Annotated in this window: 22 protein-coding genes; 17 read left to right on the top strand and 5 right to left on the bottom strand. The window is 69.0% G+C overall.

The window, feature by feature from the left end; translation table 11 throughout:
- On the bottom strand, window positions 1–582 hold a 582-nt coding region (locus HV742_RS15195; RefSeq protein ID WP_175145838.1), incomplete at its 3' end, for an IclR family transcriptional regulator.
- Between the two features lie 120 nt (window positions 583–702).
- On the opposite strand from HV742_RS15195, the gene HV742_RS15190 reads away from it, so the two are divergent.
- From HV742_RS15190 to upp, 5 genes are all read left to right on the top strand, one after another.
- Window positions 703–1,716: an LLM class flavin-dependent oxidoreductase gene (locus tag HV742_RS15190; protein WP_068980567.1), complete on the top strand. Its 1,014-nt coding sequence runs from the start codon at window positions 703–705 to the stop codon at window positions 1,714–1,716.
- 23 nt (window positions 1,717–1,739) lie between these two features.
- Window positions 1,740–2,243 (top strand): flavin reductase family protein, encoded by a 504-nt coding sequence (locus tag HV742_RS15185; RefSeq protein WP_175145837.1) that lies wholly within the window; start codon window positions 1,740–1,742, stop codon window positions 2,241–2,243.
- Window positions 2,244–2,308: 65 nt separating this feature from the next.
- Window positions 2,309–3,463, top strand: a complete 1,155-nt coding sequence (locus HV742_RS15180) for an ABC transporter substrate-binding protein (RefSeq protein ID WP_175145836.1) — start codon at window positions 2,309–2,311, stop codon at window positions 3,461–3,463.
- Between the two features lie 109 nt (window positions 3,464–3,572).
- Complete coding sequence (gene dacB / locus HV742_RS15175) at window positions 3,573–5,021, top strand: D-alanyl-D-alanine carboxypeptidase/D-alanyl-D-alanine endopeptidase (protein ID WP_049075599.1); 1,449 nt, start codon at window positions 3,573–3,575, stop codon at window positions 5,019–5,021.
- 123 nt (window positions 5,022–5,144) lie between these two features.
- Entirely contained in the window at window positions 5,145–5,783 is a 639-nt protein-coding gene (upp, locus tag HV742_RS15170; protein WP_020926674.1) for a uracil phosphoribosyltransferase, read from the top strand.
- 50 nt (window positions 5,784–5,833) lie between these two features.
- On the opposite strand, the gene cysG is transcribed toward upp, so the two are convergent.
- Window positions 5,834–7,249 (bottom strand): siroheme synthase CysG, encoded by a 1,416-nt coding sequence (gene cysG, locus HV742_RS15165; RefSeq protein ID WP_063582298.1) that lies wholly within the window; start codon window positions 7,247–7,249, stop codon window positions 5,834–5,836.
- A gap of 609 nt (window positions 7,250–7,858) precedes the next feature.
- Here cysG and HV742_RS15160 point away from each other — a divergent pair.
- From HV742_RS15160 to HV742_RS15130, 7 genes are all read left to right on the top strand, one after another.
- Window positions 7,859–9,154: a CmpA/NrtA family ABC transporter substrate-binding protein gene (locus tag HV742_RS15160; protein ID WP_175145835.1), complete on the top strand. Its 1,296-nt coding sequence runs from the start codon at window positions 7,859–7,861 to the stop codon at window positions 9,152–9,154.
- Between the two features lie 46 nt (window positions 9,155–9,200).
- Window positions 9,201–10,052: a nitrate ABC transporter permease gene (gene ntrB, locus HV742_RS15155; RefSeq protein ID WP_374702206.1), complete on the top strand. Its 852-nt coding sequence runs from the start codon at window positions 9,201–9,203 to the stop codon at window positions 10,050–10,052.
- A gap of 4 nt (window positions 10,053–10,056) precedes the next feature.
- Window positions 10,057–10,929, top strand: coding sequence for an ABC transporter ATP-binding protein (locus HV742_RS15150; RefSeq protein ID WP_175145834.1), 873 nt, complete (start codon window positions 10,057–10,059; stop codon window positions 10,927–10,929).
- A 170-nt stretch (window positions 10,930–11,099) separates the two neighbouring features.
- Entirely contained in the window at window positions 11,100–11,825 is a 726-nt protein-coding gene (locus HV742_RS15145; protein ID WP_049078020.1) for a hypothetical protein, read from the top strand.
- An 83-nt stretch (window positions 11,826–11,908) separates the two neighbouring features.
- Window positions 11,909–12,226 (top strand): ElaB/YgaM/YqjD family protein, encoded by a 318-nt coding sequence (locus HV742_RS15140; protein WP_049075594.1) that lies wholly within the window; start codon window positions 11,909–11,911, stop codon window positions 12,224–12,226.
- A 68-nt stretch (window positions 12,227–12,294) separates the two neighbouring features.
- Window positions 12,295–12,711: a phage holin family protein gene (locus tag HV742_RS15135; RefSeq protein WP_049075592.1), complete on the top strand. Its 417-nt coding sequence runs from the start codon at window positions 12,295–12,297 to the stop codon at window positions 12,709–12,711.
- Window positions 12,708–13,055 (top strand): hypothetical protein, encoded by a 348-nt coding sequence (locus HV742_RS15130; RefSeq protein ID WP_049075590.1) that lies wholly within the window; start codon window positions 12,708–12,710, stop codon window positions 13,053–13,055. The genes HV742_RS15135 and HV742_RS15130 overlap by 4 nt, the downstream gene beginning before the upstream one ends.
- 102 nt (window positions 13,056–13,157) lie before the next feature.
- Here the strand turns inward: HV742_RS15130 and ubiD are convergent, their stop codons facing one another.
- A complete protein-coding gene (ubiD, locus tag HV742_RS15125) occupies window positions 13,158–14,702 on the bottom strand; it encodes a 4-hydroxy-3-polyprenylbenzoate decarboxylase (RefSeq protein ID WP_049075588.1) in 1,545 nt (514 codons plus the stop codon).
- Between the two features lie 83 nt (window positions 14,703–14,785).
- On the opposite strand from ubiD, the gene HV742_RS15120 reads away from it, so the two are divergent.
- Complete coding sequence (locus HV742_RS15120) at window positions 14,786–15,604, top strand: lytic transglycosylase domain-containing protein (RefSeq protein WP_175145833.1); 819 nt, start codon at window positions 14,786–14,788, stop codon at window positions 15,602–15,604.
- Between the two features lie 29 nt (window positions 15,605–15,633).
- Here HV742_RS15120 and HV742_RS15115 read toward each other — a convergent pair whose 3' ends face one another.
- Together HV742_RS15115 and HV742_RS15110 are read right to left on the bottom strand one after the other, a co-directional pair.
- On the bottom strand, window positions 15,634–16,026 hold the full coding sequence (locus HV742_RS15115; protein ID WP_175145832.1) for a hypothetical protein: 393 nt from the start codon (window positions 16,024–16,026) through the stop codon (window positions 15,634–15,636).
- 216 nt (window positions 16,027–16,242) lie between these two features.
- The gene (locus HV742_RS15110) at window positions 16,243–17,403 is read right to left on the bottom strand and encodes a pyridoxal phosphate-dependent aminotransferase (protein WP_175145831.1); all 1,161 of its coding nucleotides are present in this window, start codon (window positions 17,401–17,403) and stop codon (window positions 16,243–16,245) included.
- A gap of 44 nt (window positions 17,404–17,447) precedes the next feature.
- On the opposite strand from HV742_RS15110, the gene HV742_RS15105 reads away from it, so the two are divergent.
- The 4 genes from HV742_RS15105 to HV742_RS15090 all read left to right on the top strand — a co-directional run bounded on the left by HV742_RS15105 (window position 17,448) and on the right by HV742_RS15090 (window position 22,464).
- The gene (locus HV742_RS15105) at window positions 17,448–18,353 is read left to right on the top strand and encodes an FAD-binding protein (RefSeq protein ID WP_175145830.1); all 906 of its coding nucleotides are present in this window, start codon (window positions 17,448–17,450) and stop codon (window positions 18,351–18,353) included.
- 142 nt (window positions 18,354–18,495) lie between these two features.
- Window positions 18,496–20,784: an NADP-dependent malic enzyme gene (locus tag HV742_RS15100; protein WP_175145829.1), complete on the top strand. Its 2,289-nt coding sequence runs from the start codon at window positions 18,496–18,498 to the stop codon at window positions 20,782–20,784.
- Window positions 20,765–22,000, top strand: coding sequence for a patatin-like phospholipase family protein (locus tag HV742_RS15095; protein WP_081335568.1), 1,236 nt, complete (start codon window positions 20,765–20,767; stop codon window positions 21,998–22,000). Before HV742_RS15100 ends, HV742_RS15095 begins: the two co-directional genes overlap by 20 nt.
- Window positions 21,997–22,464, top strand: coding sequence for a barstar family protein (locus HV742_RS15090; protein WP_006385613.1), 468 nt, complete (start codon window positions 21,997–21,999; stop codon window positions 22,462–22,464). The genes HV742_RS15095 and HV742_RS15090 overlap by 4 nt, the downstream gene beginning before the upstream one ends.
- Window positions 22,465–22,478: the final 14 nt, after the last annotated feature.

Genomic DNA, 22,478 nt, shown 5'->3' with positions numbered 1-22,478 from the left:
GGGGTCGGCCGGGTCGAGCGGCAGGCCGGCGGCGGCGGGGTCGTCCAGCAACGCCGCGGCGTCGCCGCACTGGCGCCGCGCCGTGTCCCATTCGGCCAGCGCGCGCGGCAGCGCCAGCGCCTCCGGCAGCCAGGCCGCGAAGACCCGTCCAGTGGCGCTGTTGAGCAGCGGCAGCACCGAGCCGACGCGCACGTTGACCGTGACCGGCAGCCGCGCGTCGCGCCACTGCACGATGGTGGGGCCGTGCTGGCCCCAGACCGAGATGAAGACGGTCTGGCCGATGGCCGCGCTCAGGTCTTCCAGGCCGCCGGCCGCCAGCTTGACGAAATCCACTTCCGCCAGCGCCGCCAGTCCGGTGTGCAGGGCCTGCGGTCCGAGCCGGTAGCGGGCGCTGGCCGGGTCCTGCTCGACGTAGCCGCGCCGCTCCAGCGACACCAGGTAGCGGTGCGCCTTGGCGCGCGGCATGTCCAGGCTGCGGCCCAGTTCCGACACCGACACGGCGCCGCCCAGCTCGGCCAGGCGGGTCAGGACGTCCAGGGCGATTTCGGCGGACTGGATCCCGGTGCTGCTTTCTGTTGACATCAGTTCGTCTCTTATTAGAATACGTGTATCACTAAAAAATACATCAGCGTGCCGTGGCAGACAAACATCCGGGCTGGATGACCGGCCCGGGGCGCGGACGGACAAAGACGGAGACAAGCAATGAAGATGTCCATCTTCTCGGTGCAGGACCATTACCCCGACCAGCCCCGCGGCCTGGGCCAGCTCTACGGCCAGGTGCTGGAGCAGGCGCGCCGCGCCGAACAGCTGGGCTATGACACCTTCTGGGTGGCCGAGCACCACTTCCATGAATACGGCGCGGTGCCGAATCCGGCGGTGTTCCTGGCGGCGCTGTCGCAGCAGACGACGCGGCTGCGGCTGGGCACGGCGATCTCCATCCTGACCTTCCACAACCCGCTGACGGTGGCCGAAAACTATGCCCTGGTGGACCAGCTTTCGCAAGGCAGGCTGTCGCTGGGCGTGGGGTCGGGCTACCTGAAGCACGAGTTCGAGGGCTACGACGTCGATCCGGCCACCAAGCGCGAGCGCTTCGACGAGAACCTGATGCTGGTCGAGCGCCTGCTGGCCGGCGAGCGCGTCAGTCATGAGGGCAAGTTCAACCGCATCCACGCGGTGCGCCTGAACGTGCAGCCGGTGCAGCAGCCGGTGCCGGTGTACGTGGCGATCCTGCGCCGCGAGGCCGCCTACCACGTCGGCCGCCAGGGCCGCCGCATGCTGTTCGTGCCCTATGCGGCGGTGGACAACTTCGAAGAGATCGGCCTGATGATGCAGGACTACCGCCGCGGCCTGGCCGAGGCCGGCATCGAGGATGCCAGCGGCATGGCGGCGGTGGCGCTGCACACCCACGTGGCGGAAACCGACGCGCAGGCCCGTGAACGCGCCGCCCGCGCCTTCGACCTGTACGTGGAGACCCGCCTGTATGCGCGCAAGCAGGTCTACGACGACATCATCGCCAGCGGCCTGTCGCTGTTCGGCTCGGCCCGCACCGTGGCCGACAAGCTGGCGCGGCTGGCCGACATGGGCCTGGACCACGTCATGAGCCTGCACAATTTCGGCCTGATGCCGCAGGACCGGGTGCTGGACTCGATGCAGCGGCTGATGGCCGAGGCTCTGCCGCTGTCGGGCGTGCGCCCGGTCCGCGCGGTGCCGGCCTGATCGCGGGGCACGCGGGAGCCGCCATGCGCGCCAGCCACGATCTCAGCCCGGCCCGCTTGCGCCGGGCGCTGGGGCGCTACGCCACCGGCGTCACGGTGGTGACCGCCGCCGGCGCCGACGGGCCGATCGGCCTGACCGTCAATTCCTTCGCCCCGGTCTCCCTGGAGCCGCCGCTGGTGCTGTGGAGCCTGCGCCGCGCCAGCATCCACTACGCCGACTTCACCGTGCGCGGCGGCTTCGCCATCCATGTGCTGGGGGCGCCGCAGCGCGACCTGGCGCGGGTGTTCTCGCAGCCGGTGGCCGACCGCTACGCCGGGCTCGACTGGTACGCCACCGAGGACGGCATTCCCGTGTTCGACGCGTGCGCCGCCCGCTTCGAGTGCGCCACCCGCCAGGTGCTGGAGGTGGGCGACCACGCCGTGCTGATCGGCGAGGTGCGCCGCCTGCACGCCCCGGACGACCACGGCGGCGCCCTGGTTTTCCATAATGGAGCCTTCCTGTCGCACCTGGGGGATCCCGTCGTATAACGTTTTTACGCCGTAGCGGATCGGCAAGACGCATAACGATATCCGCGCCCCAAAGGAGACACCGCATGACCCCTCGTAGCACTCTGACGGCCGCGCTGGCGGCCCTGCTGGTCGCGGCCGCCGCGCCCGCGCCGGCGCAGGTGAAGATCGGCGCCACCCTGTCCACCACCGGTCCCCAGGCCTCGCTGGGCATTCCCGAACGCAACACCATCAGCCTGTTGCCCACCGAGATCGGCGGCGCCAAGGTCGAATACGTGGTGCTGGACGACGCCTCCGACACCACCCGCGCGGTCAGCAATTCGCACAAGCTGATCTCGGAAAACCAGGCCGACCTCATCATCGGCTCCTCCACCACCCCCAATACCATGGCCATGCTGGACACCGTGGCCAGCGGCGCCACGCCGGTCATCACGCTGGCCTCGTCGGCGCGCCTGATCGACCCGGTGGATGACAAGCGCCGCTGGGTCTTCAAGACGCCGCACTCCGATTCCCTGATGGCCGAGGGCATCGCCCGCCACGCTGCCGCCAACGGCGTCAAGAAGCTGGCCTTCATCGGTTTCAACAACGCCCTGGGCGAAACCTTCTGGGTGGAAGTGGAAAAGGCCGCCAGGCAGCACGGCATCGAGATCGTCGGCAAGGAAAGCTTCGCGCCCACCGACACCTCGGCGGTGGCGCAGACGCTGAAGCTGGTCGGCGCCGCCCCCGACGCCGTGGTGGTGGGCGCCTCCGGCACGCCGGCGGCGATGCCGGCGCGGGCGCTGCGCGAACGCGGCTTCAAGGGCAAGATCTACTTCAACCACGGCGTGGCCAACAACGACTTCCTGCGCGTCTGCGGCCCGGCCTGCGACGGCGCCTGGGTGCCGGTGGGGCCGGTGATGGTGGCCGATCTGCTGCCGGACACCCATCCGGTCAAGGCCACGGCCCAGGCCTTCGCCAAAAAGTACGAGGCCGCCAACGGTCCGGGCAGCGTGTCGCTGTTCGCCGCCTACACGTGGGACATCGGCCTGCTGCTGCAGCAGGCCGTGCCGGTGGCGCTCAAGAAAGCCAAGCCCGGCACCGCGGAATTCCGCGCGGCGCTGCGGGACGCGCTGGAGAACGTCAAGAACCTGCCGACCGCCACCGGCGTGGTCAACATGAGCCCGACCGACCACAACGGCCTGGACGAGCGCGCGCTGGTCATGGCCACCGTGGCCGGCGGCAAGTGGAAACTGCAACAGTAGACCCCTCGCGGGGGTGGCCGGCGCGCTTTCGGCGCGCGCCGCCGCCCGCAACCGTCCCAGGTTTTGTATGCTCACGGTTTTGCAGCACGAGCAACCGGGTGGACAGGGCATGACGGGACTAGGGAAAAAGCGGGTGGGCGGGCCGTGGCAATGGCTGGCCGGCGGACTGCTGGCCCTGGCCGCCAGTGCCGCCTGCGCCCAGGTGCCGGGGCTGCCGCCCAGCGTGGTCAACGCCTGGAAGGCCAGCAAGCTGCCCGACAGTTCGCTATCGCTGGTGGTGCAGGAGGTCGGCGGCCCGCGGCTGGCGGCGCTGAATGCCAAGGAAGCGCGCAACCCGGCGTCGGTGATGAAGCTGGTCACCACCTGGGCGGCGCTGTCCGAGCTGGGCCCCAACTACGTCTGGCGCACCGCCTTCATGACCGAGCCGGGCGCCCGGCCCGACGCCAAGGGCGCGCTGCCCGGGCCGCTCTACCTGCGCGCCGGCGGCGATCCGCAATTCTTGATGCAGGACCTGTGGGTGCTGCTGCGCGAACTGCGCCTGCGCGGCGTCAAGCAGATCAACGACCTGGTGATCGACCGCAGCATCTTCGGTCAGGTCGCCACCGACCCCGGCGCCTTCGACGGCGCGCCGGACCGCGCCTACAACGCCAGCCCCGATGCCCTGATGGTGGGCTTTGGCGCCGTGCGCATCCTGTTCACCCCCGATCCGGCCGCCAACAAGTGGGTGCCGCTGATCGACCCGCCGCTGCCCGGCCTGAAGATCGAGGGCCGGGTCGAATGGAGCGACGCCCGCTGCCCGGGCGCGCCCGTCGTCAACACCGACCCGGTCATCACCCAGCAGGGCGTGACCCTGCGCGTCAGCGGCAAGGTGGCCGGTTCCTGCGGCGAATTCGACCTGTACCGGCTGGCGCTGTCGCAGACAGACTACGCCACCGAGCTGTTCCGCCTGTTGTGGAAGGAGCTGGGCGGCACCTTCAAGGGCCAGGTGCGCGCCGGCATGGTGCCGGGCGACGCCGTGGTGCTGGCCTCGCACGATTCGCCGACGCTGGCCGAGGTTATCCGCCAGATCAACAAGCGCAGCAACAACGTCATGGCGCGCACGCTGCTGCTGACCCTGGGCGCGGAAAAGGGCCGCCGGCCGGCCACCGTGGCCAGCAGTGGCAGCGTGGCCAAGGACCTGCTGGCCCGCCAGGGCCTGGACATGCCCGAACTGGTGATCGACAACGGCGCCGGCCTGTCGCGCGACGCGCGGGTTTCGGCGGACAGCCTGGCCTCGATGCTGACCCTGGCCTGGAATTCCCCCGTCATGCCGGAGTACATTTCATCCCTCGCGATCGCCGGCGTCGACGGCACGGTGCGCCGCCGCATGAAGGGCGACGGCACCCTCGGCATGGCCCACCTGAAGACCGGGTCGCTGCGCGACGTGCGCGCGATCGCCGGCTACGTGCTGGGCGCCAGCGGCAAGCGCTACGTGGTGGTCAGCATCGTCAACCACGAGCAGGCCGGCGCCGTGCGGGCCTTCGACGACGCCCTGATCGCCTGGCTGGCCGAACAATAAGGTTGACGCGGCCCCCTGCATCCACCCGGTAAACCGATTACGATTCTCGGGCGCGCGCCATGTTTGCGGCGGCGCCTGAGGCGAACCAACCCTGCCTATCAATAATCCTGGAGATTTACGCACATGCCCGTGCACGAAATCCGCCACCCGCTGATCCGCCACAAGCTCGGGATCATGCGCCGCGCCGACCTCAGTACCAAGAGCTTCCGTGAACTGTCGCAGGAAGTGGGCGCGCTGCTCACCTACGAAGCGTCCAAGGACCTGCCGCTCGCGCCCGCCACCGTCGAAGGCTGGTGCGGCCCCGTGCAGGTCGAGAAGATCGCCGGCAAGAAGGTCACCGTGGTGCCCATCCTGCGCGCCGGCATCGGCATGCTGGACGGCGTGCTCAGCCTGATCCCGGGCGCCAAGGTCAGCGTGGTGGGCGTGGCCCGCAACGAAGAGACCCTCGAAGCCCACACCTACCTGGAACGCCTGGTGGGCGAACTGGACCAGCGCCTGGCGCTGATCGTCGACCCGATGCTGGCCACTGGCGGCTCCATGGTCGCCGCGATCGATCTGCTCAAGCGCGCCGGCTGCAAGGAAATCCGCGCGCTGGTGCTGGTGGCCGCGCCGGTCGGCATCGACGCGGTGCTGTCCAAGCACCCGGATGTGCATATCTACACCGCGTCCATCGACGACGGCCTGAACGAGCATGGCTACATCATGCCGGGCCTGGGCGACGCCGGCGACCGCATCTTCGGCACCACCCAGAAGACCGATTGAGTCGTCCCCCGGCGGCGTGGCCGGGCGCCCGCGGCAGCCGTCGCCGGCCGCTACGCCGCCAGTCTTTGCGGCGCGCCTTCCAGGTGCTCGCCGAACCAATGCAATGATTGCGCCAGTCCCGCCACCTCGCCCACGATCAGCAGGGCGGGGGAGCGGATGGCGTGCGCCCGCGCCAGACGCGGCAGGTCTTCCAGCGTGCCCGACAGCACCCGCTGCTCGGGCCGGCTGCCGTTCTCGATCAGCGCGAACGGCGTGGTCGCGGCGCGGCCATGGCGGATCAGGCGCTGCGCCAGCAGTTCCAATTGGCCCACGCCCATGTAGAACGCCAGCGTCTGGCGTTCGCGCGCCAGCGCCGGCCAGTCCAGGTTGTCCTCGTCTTCGCGGCAGTGCGCGGTCACCAGGCGCACCGATTGCGCGTGCTCGCGATGCGTCAGCGGGATGCCGGCGTAGGCGGCACAGGCCAGCGCGGCGGTGATGCCGGGCACCACCTCATAACGCACGCCATGCGCGCGCAGGTGTTCCAGTTCCTCGCCGCCGCGGCCGAAGATGAAAGCGTCGCCGCCCTTGAGCCGCACCACGCGGCGGCCCAGGCGGGCGTGCTCGACCAGCAGGGCGTGGATGCGCGCCTGGGTGGCGTGATGGTCCTCGCCCGGCAGCTTGCCCACCGAGATGCGTTCGGCGTCGCGGCGCGCCAGCGACATGATGTCGTCGCTGACCAGCCGGTCGTACAGGATCACGTCGGCCTCGTTCAGCGCGCGCAGCGCCTTCAGCGTCAGCAGGCCCGGATCGCCGGGGCCGGCGCCGACCAGCACCACGCTGCCTTCGGCCGGCGCCAGCGGCTGGGCCAGGGCGGCTTCCAGCGCGGCTTGCGCGGCCTCGGGACGTTGTTGGCGGAGCAGGCCGGCCACGGGCCCGTCCAGCAGCCAGTCATAGAAACGGCGGCGCGCGCCCAGGTCGGGGTGGCCTGCGCGGATGCGCGCGCGGTAGCGTTCCGCCAGGCCCGCCAGGCGGCCCAGGCTGTGGTCGAACAGGGATTCGATGCGTTCGCGCAGACGCCGCGCCAGCACTGGCGCCACGCCGGACGAGGAAATGGCCACGATGACCGGCGAGCGGTCGACGATCGACGGTACCTGGAACGACGACAGTTCGGGATCGTCCACTACGTTGCTGAAGATGCGGCGGGCCCGCGCGGCGTCGGAGACCGCCGCGTTCACGCCGCGGTCATCGGTGGCGGCCACGGCCAGCCAGGCGCCGTCGAGCCAGGCGGGGTCGAAGCGGCCCGCCAGGTGGCGGATGCGGCCCGCCGCCAGCAGGTCCGCCAGCGCTGGCGTCAGCTCGGGCGCGCCCACGGCGACATCGGCATGGGCTTCGAGCAGGGCGAGCGTCTTGCGCTCGGCCACCGCGCCGCCGCCCACGACCAGCACGGGCCGGTCCTTCAGATCGGCAAAAATCGGGAAAAGCTTCATTACGCGGCCTCGGGCGCACCCGGCAGTAGGTCAAACGATCATAGGGACCGGGTCTCATCCCCACAACTTCTGATTTCTTGAATTCATATAGCCACAACTTATTTGGCGCGGGCCGCGTGCGGGGCGCGCCGGCTCAACCCATGCAAGTTCCATGCCCGCGCAGAGGCCTCGGCCAAGCCAGAAACGCCGCGCATCGGGCAGCGGCCGCGTGGGCGAGGATGCCGGGCCGCAGGGGAGACGGGGCGCGGGCAAGCCGCCGGATTCGAGGCCGCCGGCGCCGCCCGCACATCGATGGTGCGTTGCCGCATTCGTTTACGCACCAAGTTGGATCGCCAGGCGCGCCGGCCATCATCGGGGCGGGGCGCCCCGGCCGGCCTGGCCCGGCCTTGCGGATCGCCGCAAAGCCAATGGGCGCGCGGGTGCGCGCCGGCCGCGACGAGCGCGCCCGGCCGCTTGGCACGCCGATTGCTTAACCGTTGATGGACGGTCCGCGCGCGGTCCGGCCACGCCAAGTGCCGCGATCCGCGGCAGGGAACAACGACGTTCCGCAGCGCCAACGGGTTGTCCCCGATCGGCGCGCGGGACGTTTTTTTTTGCCAGGAGCCTCGTATGACGCCAGTGAAACCCCGCCTTCCCGCCGCCACGGGGCCGGATTCGACCACCGACGCCAGCCGCCGCAAGTGGCTGGCCGGCACCGCGCGCGCCGTGGCCGGCGCCGGCCTGCTGTCGCTGGTCGACCCGCTGGTGCGCGCCGGCGCCTGGGCCGCGGGTAGCGACGCGCCCGAGAAGGCCGAGGTCAAGATCGGCTTCATTCCGCTGACCGACTGCGCCTCGGTGGTGATGGCCTCGGTGCTGGGCATCGACAAGAAGTACGGCGTCACCATCACGCCGTCCAAGGAAGCGTCCTGGGCCGCCGTGCGCGACAAGCTGCTCAACGGCGAACTGGACATGGCCCACGTGCTCTACGGCCTGATCTATGGCGTGCAACTGGGCGTGGGCGGGCCGAAGAAGGACATGGCCGTGCTGATGAGCCTGAACCAGAACGGCCAGGCCATCACCCTGTCGAACAAGCTGCTGCAGGCCGGTGCGCGTGACGGCGAATCGCTCGCCAGGGTGATGGCCTCCGAGAAGCGCGAATACACCTTCGCCCAGACCTTCCCGACCGGCACCCACGCCATGTGGCTGTACTACTGGCTGGCCGCCTACGGCATCGACCCGATGAAGGACGCCAAGGTCATCACCGTGCCGCCGCCGCAGATGGTGGCCAACATGCGGGTGGGCAACATGGACGGCTTCTGCGTGGGCGAGCCGTGGGGCGCGCGCGCCATCCTCGACAAGATCGGCTTCACCGCCGTGACCACCCAGGCCATCTGGACCGACCATCCCGAAAAGGTGCTGGGCACCAGCGCCGACTTCGTGGCGCGCCATCCGAACACCGCGCGCGCCGTCACCGCCGCCATTCTGGAGGCGGGCAAATGGATCGACGCCTCGCCCGAAAACCGCCGCAAGACCGCCGAGACCATCGCCGCCAAGTCGTACGTCAACACCGACGCCAGCGGCATCATCGACCGCATGCAGGGCCAGTACGACGACGGCCTGGGCAAGCGCTGGAGCGACGCGCATGCGATGCGCTTCTCGGGCGACGGCGCGGCCAACTTCCCCTACCTGAGCGACGGCATGTGGTTCCTGACCCAGCACAAGCGCTGGGGCCTGCTCAAGGAGCATCCCGACTACCTGGCCGTCGCGCGCCAGGTCAACCGCATCGACATCTACAAGCAGGCCGCGCAGGCCGCCGGCCTCGCCGTGCCAGGCGGCGAGATGCGCAGTTCCAAACTGGTCGACGGCGTGGTCTGGGACGGCAGCAACCCGGCGGCCTACGCCGACGGTTTCAAGGTCAAGGCCTGAGCGCCCCCACGCATAGGAGAAGCTCGCGATGTCTACCGTAACGAGTATGGAGCGGGCCGCGCCCGTGTCCGCCACCCCCGCCCCGGCGCCGCGGGCCGCCCCCTGGACCGATGCCTGGCGCGAACGGCTGGAAGCGGCGCTGCGCGCCGTGGTCGGCCCGGTGGCCGGTTTCGCGCTGTTCGTGCTGGTGTGGCAGGTGGTGGCCATGCGCATCCCCGAGATCCCCACGCCGGGCGTGACCTGGCAGGCGGCGGTGGCGTTGTTCTCGGACCCGTTCTACGACAACGGTCCCAACGACAAGGGCATCGGCTGGAACCTGCTGGCCTCGCTGCAGCGGGTCGGCATCGGTTTCGGCCTGGCCGCGCTGGTGGGGATTCCGATCGGTTTCGCCATCGGCCGCTACGCGCCGGTGCGGGCGATGTTCTCGCCCATCGTCAGCCTGCTGCGGCCGGTGTCGCCACTGGCGTGGCTGCCGCTGGGGCTGCTGTTGTTCAAGGCCGCCAACCCGGCCGCGATCTGGGCCATTTTCATCTGTTCGATCTGGCCCATGATCATCAACACGGCGGTCGGCGTGTCGCGCGTGCCGCAGGACTACCTGAACGTGGCGCGGGTGCTGAACCTGTCGGAATGGAAGGTCACCACCAAAGTGCTGCTGCCCGCCGTGCTGCCCTACATGCTGACCGGCGTGCGGCTGTCCATCGGCACCGCCTGGCTGGTGATCGTCGCGGCCGAGATGCTGACCGGCGGCACCGGCATCGGCTTCTGGCTGTGGGACGAGTGGAACAACCTGAAGGTCGAGCACATCGTCATCGCCATTTTCGTGATCGGCATCGTCGGGCTGATCCTGGAAACGCTGCTGGTCGCGCTGGCCCGCCGCTTCACCTACACCGAGGAGTAGCGCCATGAAGAAATTCGTACGCATCGAACGCGTGGGCCAGACCTTCGCCACCCGCAAGGGCGCCTTCGTCGCGCTGCGCGACATCGACCTGACGGTGGAGCAGGGCGAGTTCATCACCCTGATCGGCCATTCCGGCTGCGGCAAGTCCACCCTGCTGAACCTGATCGCCGGCCTGACCCGCCCGACCAGCGGCGTGCTGCTGTGCGCCGAGCGCGAAATCACCGGGCCCGGCCCGGACCGCGCCGTGGTGTTCCAGAACCACTCGCTGCTGCCCTGGCTGACCTGCTTCCAGAACGTGCACCTGGCGGTGGAGCGGGTTTTCGGCGCGTCGGAAAAGCGCGCCCAGCTGGCCGAGCGCACCCGCGCCGCGCTCGACCTGGTGGGCCTGCTGCCGGCGCAGAACAAACTGCCGCGCGAGATCTCCGGCGGCATGAAGCAGCGCGTCGGCATCGCTCGCGCGCTGGCGATCGAGCCGGGCCTGCTGCTGATGGACGAGCCGTTCGGCGCGCTCGACGCGCTGACCCGCGCGCATCTGCAGGACGAGCTGCTCAAGATCGTCGCCAAGACCCGCACCACCACCATCATGGTCACGCACGACGTGGACGAAGCCGTGCTGTTGTCCGACCGCATCGTCATGCTGACCAATGGGCCGGCCGCGACCATCGGCGAGATCCTGCCCGTGCCTTTGCCGCGCCCGCGCGACCGGGTGCGATTGGCCAACGACCCGGTCTATCTGGCGTGCCGCGCGGCGGTGGTGGATTTCCTGCACCGGCGCCACGGCAATCCCGAGCGGGCCCAGGCGCCCGTGGTCCTGGCGGCGGTGCCCGACGTGGAGGACGCCTCGTCGCAGGCGGCCGGGTCGCGCGCGGTGGCCTAGCGCGTGGGGGGCTGGCGCCGGGCCACGGCGCGCCCTCGCCGGCGCGCCGGCGCCCGTCATCGGCTTGACACGTTCGGTCATGCGCCGCGCCGGCCAACCGGTGTAGTATCAAGCCAGCCGTGCGCGGACAGCGCTCGGCGCTTTCTGGATTTCTGGAGTGGCTTGTGGCGTTGCGAAATTGGGCATCCCTGGTATTTGTGGCCGGCGCGCTGGGCGCGGCCGGCGTGGCGCAGGCCGGCGTCTGCGACGCGCAGTTCATGCATGATGGCGGCGCGGTCCAGCTCACCGGGTCCGGCAACATCGCGCTGGGCGCCGACCTGAACTTTTCCGAGGTTACAAAAAGCAATGGCGACAACTGCCGCGCGCGGGTGCAGGGCGTGGCCCGCTTCAGCTACGCCGGCCTGCCGCCGGGCAAGTCCAGCCTCGATTACCTGATGACCGTCAAGAGCGGCCAGGCCACCTTCCTCAAGTACGCCACCGCCGGCGAAGCGCCGCGCCCCTCCGAAGGCCAGTTCGACCTGCGCATGCTGGGGCTGTTCGCTTACGACGGCAAGCTCAATCCGGGCCAGAAGCTGCCCGGCTCGTCGTTCCGTCTGAAAATCGGCAAGGAAGCGCCGGTCGGCGGCCAGCCCAGCACCACGGTGCGCATCGGCGAGAAAAGCGTGGGACGCGCGGCCAGCATCAGCACCGCGCTGGGCCAGCAGTCCTGCCATCCCATTTCCTACACCCGCAATTCCGATCCCACCATGGCCACGTTCCAGGGCTTGACCATTCCCATTCCCGGCATGAACACCACGGTCACCGATTGGTATTGCCCGGCGGTCAACCTGGTCATGAAGCAGGATATCGACCAGGGCGGCGTCAAGTCCGCCGTTGAGATTACGCAAATCAAGTAGCACACGGTAGCAAGCCGGCCTGGACCCGCGCGGGACGGCTGGTATGATGGTTTCGTCATAGACACACTACAGGAGCTCAAAAAATGGCCACGAGAAAATCCGAAGACGTCGCAAAAGAAAAACTGATCGACAGTGTCAAGACCAGCCTGAACGACGCCGAGAGCCTGCTGCGCGAAGCCGCCGGCAGCACCGGCGACAAGGCCGCCGAATTGCGCGAACGCGCCATGACCTCGCTCAAGCGCACCCGCGAAGCCCTGTATGAAGCCCAGGACGCGGTGCTCGAACGCGGTCGCAAGGCTGCCCGCGCCACCGATGACTACGTGCACGACAATCCCTGGCAAGCCATTGGCATCGCAGGCGTGACCGGCCTGCTGCTCGGCTTGCTGATCAGCCGCCGCTGACAAGGCGGGACCTCCGGGCGGGCGGCGCCGGCGTCATGCCGGCTCGCCCGCCCGGTGTCCTTCTTGCCATGGGTCTACGCAAATCTGTGTTTGGCGTGGCGTCCAGCCTGGTCGGGCTGATGCGCACGCGCCTGGAACTGCTGGCACTGGAAGCGGCGGGCGAAAAAGCGCGCCTGCTCAAGCTGCTGGGCATGGCGTTCGCCGCCTTGCTGTTCCTGACGCTGGCGGTGCTGGTGTTCACCATCACGATCGCGGTGGCGTTCTGGCCCACCGAAGACCGCTACCTGGCCCTGGGCCTGCTGGCGGCCTTCTACCTGGTGGTCGGCGTGGTGTTGCTGCTGGTGGTGCGCCACGGCCTGGTCTACGGACCGCCGCCGTTCGCGGCCACGCTGGAAGAACTGGGCCGCGACGCCGAGCTGCTCGAACGGGTGCGCGACGCGCAGGACGATGACCGCGCGCAGCGGCGCCAGGAGGACTTGTCATGACGAAAAGGTCTCCCACCGTCGACCGCGCGGTGCGCATCGAACTGCTGCGCGCCCGCGCCGCGATCGAGCGCGAGTCGCTGGCCCAGGGCATCGTGTCCACCGGGCGCAGGCTCGAGCCGGCCGCGCTGCTCAAGAGTTTCCTGCCAGGGCTCGCGTCCGGCGGCGCCTCGCGCTGGGCCATGCAGGCTATCGGCCTGGCGCGGCGCTATCCCATCATCAGCTCGTCGTTGTCGGCGATGTTCATGCGGGGCGGCGGCAAGTCCAAGCTGCTCAAGCTGGCCGGCGGCGCGCTGGTGGGCTGGCAGCTGTTCAAGCTCTGGCGCGATTCGCGCGACGACGTCTGATTCCGGTCTTCGCGCCCGCCCAAGAAAAAATCCCGCCGTCTCCGGCGGGACTTTTTTTGGGGGGCGGGCAACGCGGCCAGCGCGACTGTCCGCGCCGCCGGCCTACAGCCCCAATTGCCCCCAGATGTCGTCCACCCGCTTCTTGACGTCGGCGTCCATGGTGATGGGCGTGCCCCATTCACGCTGGGTCTCGCCCGGCCATTTGTTGGTGGCGTCCAGGCCCATCTTGCCGCCGAGGCCCGACACCGGCGAGGCGAAGTCCAGGTAGTCGATGGGCGTGTTTTCGACCAGCAGCGTGTCGCGCACCGGGTCCATGCGCGTGGTCATGGCCCACACCACTTCCTTCCAGTCGCGCGGATTGATGTCCTCGTCCACGACCACGATGAACTTGGTGTACATGAACTGGCGCAGGATGCTCCACAGCCCGAACATGACGCGCTTGGCGTGGCCGGCGTACTGCTTGCGGATCGACACCACCGCCAGGCGGTAGCTGCAGCCCTCGGGCGGCAGGTAGAAGTCGACGATCTCGGGCAACTGGCGCCGCAGCAGCGGCACGAACACCTCGTTGAGCGCCACGCCCAGCACGGCGGGCTCGTCGGGCGGCTTGCCGGTGTAGGTCGAGTGGTAGATGGGGTTGCGGCGCATGGTGATGCGCTCGACCGTGAACACCGGGAACCAGTCCTGCTCGTTGTAGTAACCGGTGTGGTCGCCGTAGGGGCCTTCCAGCGCCATCTCGTAGTCGCTGTTGGGCGGCGGGTTGACGCCGTCCGGCACCACCGGGGCGATGGCGCGCGGATCCGACGACGGCAGCAGGTGGCCTTCCAGCACGATCTCGGCCCAGGCCGGCACCGACAGGTTGCTGCCCAGCGCCTGTGCCACCTCGGTGCGCGAGCCGCGCAGCAGGCCGGCGAACTGGTATTCCGACAGGCTGTCCGGCACCGGGGTGACCGCGCCCAGCGTGGTGGCCGGGTCGGCGCCCAGCGCCACGGCGATGGGGAAGGGCGTGCCGGGATGCGCCAGCGCGTGGTCGCGGAAATCGAGCGCGCCGCCGCGGTGCGACAGCCAGCGCATGATGAGCTTGTTCGGGCCCAGCAACTGCTGGCGGTAGATGCCCAGGTTCTGGCGGCGGGCGTTTGGGCCGCGCGTGATCACCAGGCCCCAGGTCAACAGCGGCGCCACGTCGCCGGGCCAGCAGGTCTGGATCGGCAGGCGCGTCAGGTCCACGTCCTTGCCTTCCCAGACGATCTCCTGGCAGGCCGGGCTCTTGACGTTCTTGGGGCTCATGTCCCAAAGCGCCGACTTCAGCATCGACACCTTCGCCAGCGCGTCGCGCAGGCCCTTGGGCGCCTCGGGCTCGCGCAGCGAGGCCAGCAGTTCGCCGATGTCGCGCAGCGCGCTGACGTCGTCGGCGCCCATGCCGCGCGCCACCCGCGAGGGCGTGCCGAACAGGTTGGCCAGCACCGGCATCTCGGCCGGCTTGCCGTCGTGCCGCGCTTTTTCGAACAGCAGGGCGGGGCCCTCGGCGCGCAGCACGCGGTCGGAAATCTCGGTCATTTCCAGGCGCGTCGAGACCGGCGCGGCGATGCGTTTGAGCTCGCCCATGCGTTCGAGTTGAGCGAGGAAGTCTCTAAGGTCGCGGTATTTCACTACAGATCCCGGCTATTTGGTTACATCTTGGGGAGAAAGAGAGGTTAACATTGACTCCCTCTTTTTTAACGCAGGAGGTTTTCATGCCCGATGCGTCAGTGGCCAGCCTGTTCAGGAACATGGCCCAAGGAGTGCACCAATATCTTGCCGAATCGCTGCGCATCTGCTCCGTCTACCTGGGCATCGCGGTGATCGTGACGGTAAGCATGGGATTCGCCCTGCCTGGTTTGCGCGACCAGGCATTGCAAGTGCACAAAGCCTTGTTGACCGCCCTCGCGCCTTCATCCATGCAGCCTGGCATCGAAACCGAAGCCGGGTCCGAGTTCGGCGCCGACTCCTCGTCGGCGATTGCCATGGCCGTGCCCACCGCGCCTTCCAGCAATGCGACCGGCATGCTGGGGCCTGCCCGCGCCGCGCCGGCGTCGCCCAAGAAGCCCGCCATGGTCGCCACCGGCCCGCAGGCCGAGGCGTTGCGTAACTATATCTCGCGCAAGTACAAGGTCGCCTATGACGCGACCGGCCCGCTCTTGAACACTGTGTACAAGGTGGGCCGCGAGAAGCAGCTGGATCCGCTGCTGCTGCTGGCCGTCATCGCCATCGAGTCGCGCTACAACCCGCTGGCCGAGAGCCATGTCGGCGCGCAGGGGCTGATGCAGGTGATGACCAGCGTGCACCAGGATAAGTTCGACGCGGTGGGCAAGAACCCCCTGGACCCCGGCGCCAATATCGCCGTGGGCGCCACCATCCTGAAGGACTGCATCAACCGGCGCGGTTCGGTCGATGGCGGCCTGGCCTGCTATGTCGGCTCGACCGGGCCGGACGACAACGGCTACGGCGCCAAGGTGCAGGCCGAGCGCCGGCGCCTGGCGCTGGCGTCGGGGATCGCGCTGGCGCGCGATTGATCCTGCATACCCATAGGCGGAACCGGGGATCAGCGGAAGGTCACGAGTATCGTGATTTGCTGGCTGAACGTCCCCGGCACCACTGCCGCGCCGGTCTTCATCAGTTCCGCCGAGTAGTACAGGCTCCTGGGACGCAGCGTGGTGGTCAGTGACTCGGTCGGGCGCCATTCATTGAAGGCGATCGGAATGGCGCCGTTTTCCTTGACTTGCAGTGCAAGCCCGTTCGGCGTGCCATCGGTGTTTTTCAACTCGATGTTCTGGCCGTTGGACGTCAGCACCGGGCTGCCTTCGGGCTGGAACTTGATCTGCAGCGGAACCACCATATTGCCCAGGTCGGCGATGTGGAAGCCGCCATCGCAGGCTTCGTCGAAATCCGCGACGATGGTGAATGGCGTCGGTGGCGGCAGCGGCAGATTGCCCACGCTGTAGGCCCTGTGGCTTCCAGCGGCGCTCAACGCGGGAATGCGTGGCGCCGGCGAGTGTGCCCGGCGATGATGGTCTGGACGTTAATTCTTCGCCAGGCGGGGTAGGGCGACGCAAGCCCGTCGGGCGGGCATAACCTCAGGCGGCCGGGCGCAAGCCCGGCAGTCCCTGGCCGGGCCCGGCGCCTGGCCCCGCCAGGGCGGCGTGGCCGCGCGTCAGCGGCCCAGCAGCTTGCCCAGGCGGGCCACGGCTTCTTCCAGACGGTCCAGCCCGGTGGCGTAGGAGAAGCGCATGGTGTGATGGCCATGGGCGGGGCCGAAATCCAGGCCGGGCACGGCGGCGATGCCGGCCTCCAGCAGCAGGCGCTGCGAGAAGCTGGCGCTGTCGGTGTCGAAGTCGCTGATGTCGGCGTAGATGTAGAAGGCGCCGTCCGGCTTGACCGGCACCTTCAGGCCCAGGCGTTCGAACTCGGGCAGCAGGTAGTCGCGGCGCTGCCTGAAGGCTTCGCGGCGGTGTTCGAAGGTGCGCAGGGCGTCCGGCGTGAAGCAGGCCAGGGCGGCGTGCTGCGCCAGCGTGGGGGCGCAGATGGCCAGGCTGCCGGCGATCTTCTCGACCGGCGCCACCATGGCCTCGGGCACGATCATCCAGCCCAGGCGCCAGCCGGTCATGTGGAAGTACTTCGAGAAGCTGTTGATGACGATGATGTCGTCGTCCAGCGTCAGCGCGGAGCGCGGCTGGCCTTCGTAGGACAGGCCCAGGTAGATCTCGTCGACGATGGCGAAGCCCTGGCGGGCACGTACCTCGGCCAGCAGCCTGGACAGTTCACCGTGGTCGATGGAGGTGCCGGTGGGATTGCTGGGCGAGGCCACCAGCACGCCCTGGGTGGCCTCGGTCCAGTGCCGGGCCACGTCCTGCGCGGACAGCTGGAAGCGCTTGTCCGCGGAACTGGGGATCAGGCGCGGCCGGCCGCCGGCGGCGAGCACGAAGTTGCTGTTGGCGGGATACGAGGGGTCCGGCATCAGCACTTCCGCGCCCGGGTTGACCAGGGCGGCGCAGGCCAGGGTCAGGGCGCCCGAGGCCCCGGCCGTGACGATGACGCGGCGCGGATCGATCGCGGCGCCGAACTGTTCGTGGTAGAACCGGGCGATGGCCTCGCGCAGCGGCATCAGGCCGGCGGGCGCGCTGTAGCCGCTCTGGCCAGCCTGGGCCGCGCGCTGCAGCGCTTCCACGACCTGGGGCGGCGCGGTAAAGTCCGGTTCGCCGATGCCCAGGCTGATGATGTCCTTGCCCGCCGCCTGCAGCGCTTGCGCCTGCTTGAACAGTTCAACCACCTGGAAGGTCAGGAAATCGTCGGTACGGGCGGCAAGGCGGGGCATCGGAATCTCGAAGGCTACTTGAAGCGGAAAAAGGAATTGTAGTCATGCAGCCATCGCGGCGCGCTTTCCTCCTGGGCCGACGGCCGGTCCAGACCCCCTGGGCCACTTTCCTGCAACGACTGGCGCTGCTGTGCCACGGGGCGGTGCGGGACCAGGTCGAGGCGCCGGGCGAGGGCCCGCGTGCCGTGCTGGCGCCGCAGCGCGAGGCCGACGTCGTCCACGCCCGCGCGCTGTGCGCCGAGTACGGCGTGGTGATGGCGCTGGACGAGGCGCCGGGCCCGTTCGAGCCGGTGAACGGGCCGCTGCTGTGGATCGACCCCGGCCGACTGGCGACGCTGGCGCGCCTGTCCGGCCCGGTTCCGCGCTGGCGCGCCCAGCCGGGCGTGCCGGTGGCGGCCTTGGCCCAGGCTGGCCTGCGGCAGTTCGACGGGCTGCCCGGCGCCATGACGCTGGCGCAATGGCTGGCGGCCCCCGCGATCTGGCCGGCGGGGCGCGGCGCCGACTCGGGTGTGCTGGCCGTCGATCTGTTGCTGGCCGACGGCGTGGAGGAAACCCTGGGGCCCTTTGGCGCCGACGATGTGCAGCCGCTGCGGTCAGCCACGGTGCAGCGGCTGGTGCCGGCGCTGTTCCAGTTGGCGGGGGGCGAACTGGCCGCCGCCTGCCGCGTCGCGGATCGCTGGGCCGCGCGCTATCGGCTCGACGCCCTGGCCCCGCAGGCGCCGGCCAGCGTCAACCTGGCGCACCTGTTGTTGGGACATGGCGGCACGCTGGCCTGGGTCCAGGGGGTGACGCTGGGCGTGGGCGCGGCGCCGACGGCGGCTCAGGCCGACGCCGCGCCGGTCGCAGCCGGGCGGTCGACCGCCGCCTTGCAGGCGCGGATCAAGGCCCTGTTCGACCCCCATGGGCGTTTTCCCGAATTGGCGGCGCGCCCGGATGGCGACAATTTGTAAGCCGGGGGTAAGATGGGCGGCGCGCCCGGGGCTTGCGGGCCGTGCGCCCCGGCGGCGCCCCGCAGGGAACGTTTCGCCCCGTCCGCCATCGGAATAGAATTGCCCCCTTTCGTGTTCCTCACTCTAGCCAGTAGCCGCCCCTATGGATGCCAACCTCCGCAAAGCCGCCCTTGAATACCACGAGCACGGCCGTCCCGGCAAAATCTCGGTCACCCCGACCAAGCAGCTCACCAACCAACGCGATCTGGCCCTGGCGTACTCGCCCGGCGTGGCGGCGGCCTGTGAGGAAATCGTGGCGGACCCGGCCAACGTGTTCCGCTACACCGCGCGCGGCAATCTGGTGGGCGTGATCACCAACGGCACCGCGGTGCTGGGCCTGGGCAACATCGGCGCGCTGGCCTCCAAGCCGGTGATGGAAGGCAAGGCGGTGTTGTTCAAGAAGTTCGCCGGCCTGGACGTGTTCGACATCGAGATCAACGAAACCGACCCGGACAAGCTGGTCGAGATCATCGCCGGCCTGGAAGCCACCTTCGGCGGCATCAACCTCGAAGACATCAAGGCGCCCGAGTGCTTCACGGTCGAGCGCAAGCTGCGCGAGCGCATGAAGATCCCCGTCTTTCACGATGACCAGCACGGCACCGCCATCTGTGTGTCGGCGGCCTTCATTAACGGCCTGAAGGTGGTGGGCAAGGACATCGACAAGGTCAAGGTGGTGACCTCCGGCGCCGGCGCGGCCGCGCTGGCCTGTCTGGACCTGATGGTGGACCTGGGCCTGCCGCTGGAAAACATCTGGGTCACCGACATCGAGGGCGTGGTGTACGAAGGCCGCACCACTTTGATGGACCCTGACAAGGCGCGTTTCGCGCAGAAGACCGACGCCCGCAAGCTGGCCGAAGTGATCGAGGGCGCGGACGTGTTCCTGGGCCTGTCGGCCGGCGGCGTGCTCAAGCCCGAGATGGTGGCCCAGATGGGGCCGCGTCCGCTGATCCTGGCGCTGGCCAATCCCACGCCGGAAATCCTGCCCGAACTCGCCCATTCCGTGCGCGACGACGTGGTGATGGCAACGGGCCGTTCGGACTACCCGAACCAGGTCAACAACGTGCTGTGCTTCCCGTACATCTTCCGCGGCGCGCTGGACGTGGGTGCCACCACCATCACGCGCGAGATGGAAAAGGCGGCGGTCTACGCCATCGCCGAACTGGCCGAGGAAGAGCAGAACGAAGTGGTGGCCGCCGCCTACGGCACCTTCGATATCTCGTTCGGTCCCGAGTACCTGATTCCCAAGCCGTTCGATCCGCGCCTGATCGTGCGCATCGCGCCGGCGGTGGCCAAGGCCGCCATGGAAGGCGGCGTGGCCACGCGCCCGCTGGCCGACCTGGAAGCCTACGAAGAGCAGCTGCAGCAGTTCGTCTACCACTCCGGCGCGTTCATGAAGCCGCTGTTCTCGGCGGCCAAGCGTATCGTGCGCGAGGGCGGTCCGGCCCGCATCGTGTTCGCCGAAGGCGAGGACGAGCGCGTGCTGCGCGCGGTGCAGGTGGTGGTGGACGAAGGCCTGGCACGTCCCATCCTGGTGGGCCGCCCGTCGGTGCTGCTGACCCGCATCGAGAAGCTGGGCCTGCGCCTGCGTCTGGGTGAAGACGTCGAGGTCACCAACCCGGAATACGACGAGCGCTTCCACCAGTACTGGACCACGTACTGGGAACGCATGTGCCGCCGTGGCATCACCAAGGAAATGGCGCGCGTGGAAATGCGCCGCCGCATGACCTTGATCGGCGCGATGATGGTGCACCTGGGCGATGCCGACGGCATGGTCTGCGGCTCGGTCGGCGCCTATCACGACCACCTGCGCTTCATCGACGAAGTGATCGGCCGCCGGCCGGGCCGTAACGTCTACGCCGCCATGAACATCCTGCTGCTCAACGAGCGCACGGTGGTGCTGGTGGACACGCACGTCAACGACGAACCCACTGCCGAGCAGATCGCCGAGTTCACCATCGCCGCCGCCAAGGAAATGCAGCGCATGTTCCTGGCGCCCAAGGTGGCGCTGCTGTCGCGCTCGAACTTCGGCTCGGGCAGCTCGGCCTCGGGCGCCAAGATGCGCCGCGCGCTGGAACTGGTGCGTGAAGCCGCGCCGGAACTGGAGATCGACGGCGAGATGCATGGCGACTGCGCGCTGGACGAGGCCCTGCGCCTGCGCATCCTGCCGTCCTCGACGCTCAAGGGCGAGGCCAATCTGCTGGTGTGCCCGAACGTGGATGCCGGCAACATCGCCTACAACCTGCTCAAGACGGCGGCCGGCGGCAACGTCGCGGTGGGCCCGTTCCTGCTGGGCGCCAACGCGCCGGTGCACATCCTGACCTCCAGCTCGACCGTGCGCCGCATCGTCAACATGACCGCGATGACGGTGGTCGATGCCAATACGCCACGTTGAAGTCACCAATGGCGGTCCGGCGTGTCCGCGCACGCCGACCGGCCTGGTCCTGACCGGGGGCGGCGCCCGCGCCGCCTACCAGGTCGGCGTGCTCAGCGCCATCATGGAGCTGCTGGACCCCGACTGGCATTCGCGTTTCAAGAATCCCTTCGACATCATCTGCGGCACGTCCGCCGGCGCCATCAACGCCGCCGCGCTGGCCTGCCGGGCCGAGCGGCCGCACCTGGGGGTGCGCCGCATCCGCCGCCTGTGGTCGTCGCTCAATACCGACATGATCTACCGGGCCGACGCGCCCGGCCTGATCCGCACGGGCGTGCGCTGGCTGGGGCTGCTGTCGCTGGGGTGGATGTACTCCGGCCTGACGCGCAAGCGGCCGCAGTCGCTGCTGGACAACAGCCCGATGCAGGCGCTGCTGGCGCGGGTACTGGATTTCGACCACCTGCAGTCCAGCCTGGAAAGCGGCGCCCTGTCGGCGCTGGCGATCACGGCCTCGGGCTACACCAGCGGCGAGCACCTGACCTTCTACCAGGCACATACGCCGATCGAGCCCTGGCACCGCTACCTGCGGCTGGCCATTCCCACGCCGATCACGGTCGACCACCTGATGGCGTCGTCCGCCATTCCCTTCGTCTTTCCAGCCAGGCAGATCACGGTGCATGGCAAGGGTGAGTGGTGCGGCGATGGCTCCATGCGGCAGCTGGCGCCGATCAGCCCCGCCATCCACCTGGGCGCGCACCGGGTGCTGGTGATCGGCACCGGTTTTCGCGACGATACCCATCCGGAGCATCGCGAGGAGTCGCCGCCATACCCCTCCCTGGCCCAGGTCGGCGGCCACGCCCTGTCCAGCATTTTCCTGGACGGACTGTCGATGGACGTCGAACGCCTGGAACGGATGAACTACCTGGTCGACCAGGTCGTTCCCCGGGAGGACGGCGAGCCGGTCGCCGTGCGCCGCATCCAGGTGCTGACGATTACCCCGAGCCGCTCCCTGGATTCCCTGGCGCTGGAGCACCTGGACGATATGCCGCCCCAGGCCCGTGCGCTTTTCCGCGTACTCGGTGTATCGTCCGACCCAAGCCGTCCGGGGGGCGGGGCACTGATGTCCTACCTGTTGTTCGAGTCCAGCTACACCAAGCGATTGATCGAACTGGGTTATGCCGATACGATGCAGCGTAACGATGAAGTGATCGCCTTTTTCAAGGAGGCACAGGCATGACGCGCAATGCCCAATCTACCCTGCACAAGCAATTGAAGCGAGGTGGAGCGCTGGCCCATGACGGGCTGGACAAAAAGGCCGTGGTCGACGCCGCGCATGAGCTCGGCCTGGCACTGTTTGTGGCCAATTGCGACCCGGCCCGCAGCCGCTCCGCGGTGCTGCGCGCCATCGTCAAGGCGGTGGACTTCCCCGAGTATTTCGGCGGCAACCTCGACGCGCTCTACGACTGCCTGTGCGATACCGTGCTGGATCACAAGACCGGCGTGGTGCTGTGGCTGTACAAGTTGCATTCCGGCGACCCGGCGCTGGAGGAAGACGCCGCCCGTATCGAGTCGGTGTGCGCCGACGCCGCCGAATTCGCCCATGAGAATGGCCGCACGTTTGCGTATGTGGTGGAGCACGCGGGCAAGCACCCGGACCCGGAACCTGGCGTGGCCGCCGCGCCCTACGGCGAGAACGACTGAAGGTCCTGGCAGGG

Origin of the sequence: Achromobacter ruhlandii (genome assembly GCF_902859695.1) — a bacterium.
GTDB lineage: Bacteria > Pseudomonadota > Gammaproteobacteria > Burkholderiales > Burkholderiaceae_B > Achromobacter > Achromobacter ruhlandii.
The sequence above is the reverse complement of the archived record's forward strand: the minus strand, read 5'-3'. Positions and strand labels throughout refer to the sequence as shown.

Coding starts and splice junctions, on each gene's coding strand:
- HV742_RS15190 (WP_068980567.1), top strand. CDS start 703: ATGAAGATGTCCATCTTCTCGGTGCAGGACCATTACCCCGACCAGCCC.
- HV742_RS15185 (WP_175145837.1), top strand. CDS start 1,740: ATGCGCGCCAGCCACGATCTCAGCCCGGCCCGCTTGCGCCGGGCGCTG.
- HV742_RS15180 (WP_175145836.1), top strand. CDS start 2,309: ATGACCCCTCGTAGCACTCTGACGGCCGCGCTGGCGGCCCTGCTGGTC.
- dacB (WP_049075599.1), top strand. CDS start 3,573: ATGACGGGACTAGGGAAAAAGCGGGTGGGCGGGCCGTGGCAATGGCTG.
- upp (WP_020926674.1), top strand. CDS start 5,145: ATGCCCGTGCACGAAATCCGCCACCCGCTGATCCGCCACAAGCTCGGG.
- cysG (WP_063582298.1), bottom strand. CDS start 7,249: ATGAAGCTTTTCCCGATTTTTGCCGATCTGAAGGACCGGCCCGTGCTG.
- HV742_RS15160 (WP_175145835.1), top strand. CDS start 7,859: ATGACGCCAGTGAAACCCCGCCTTCCCGCCGCCACGGGGCCGGATTCG.
- ntrB (WP_374702206.1), top strand. CDS start 9,201: ATGGAGCGGGCCGCGCCCGTGTCCGCCACCCCCGCCCCGGCGCCGCGG.
- HV742_RS15150 (WP_175145834.1), top strand. CDS start 10,057: ATGAAGAAATTCGTACGCATCGAACGCGTGGGCCAGACCTTCGCCACC.
- HV742_RS15140 (WP_049075594.1), top strand. CDS start 11,909: ATGGCCACGAGAAAATCCGAAGACGTCGCAAAAGAAAAACTGATCGAC.
- HV742_RS15135 (WP_049075592.1), top strand. CDS start 12,295: ATGGGTCTACGCAAATCTGTGTTTGGCGTGGCGTCCAGCCTGGTCGGG.
- HV742_RS15130 (WP_049075590.1), top strand. CDS start 12,708: ATGACGAAAAGGTCTCCCACCGTCGACCGCGCGGTGCGCATCGAACTG.
- HV742_RS15120 (WP_175145833.1), top strand. CDS start 14,786: ATGCCCGATGCGTCAGTGGCCAGCCTGTTCAGGAACATGGCCCAAGGA.
- HV742_RS15110 (WP_175145831.1), bottom strand. CDS start 17,403: ATGCCCCGCCTTGCCGCCCGTACCGACGATTTCCTGACCTTCCAGGTG.
- HV742_RS15105 (WP_175145830.1), top strand. CDS start 17,448: ATGCAGCCATCGCGGCGCGCTTTCCTCCTGGGCCGACGGCCGGTCCAG.
- HV742_RS15100 (WP_175145829.1), top strand. CDS start 18,496: ATGGATGCCAACCTCCGCAAAGCCGCCCTTGAATACCACGAGCACGGC.
- HV742_RS15095 (WP_081335568.1), top strand. CDS start 20,765: ATGCCAATACGCCACGTTGAAGTCACCAATGGCGGTCCGGCGTGTCCG.
- HV742_RS15090 (WP_006385613.1), top strand. CDS start 21,997: ATGACGCGCAATGCCCAATCTACCCTGCACAAGCAATTGAAGCGAGGT.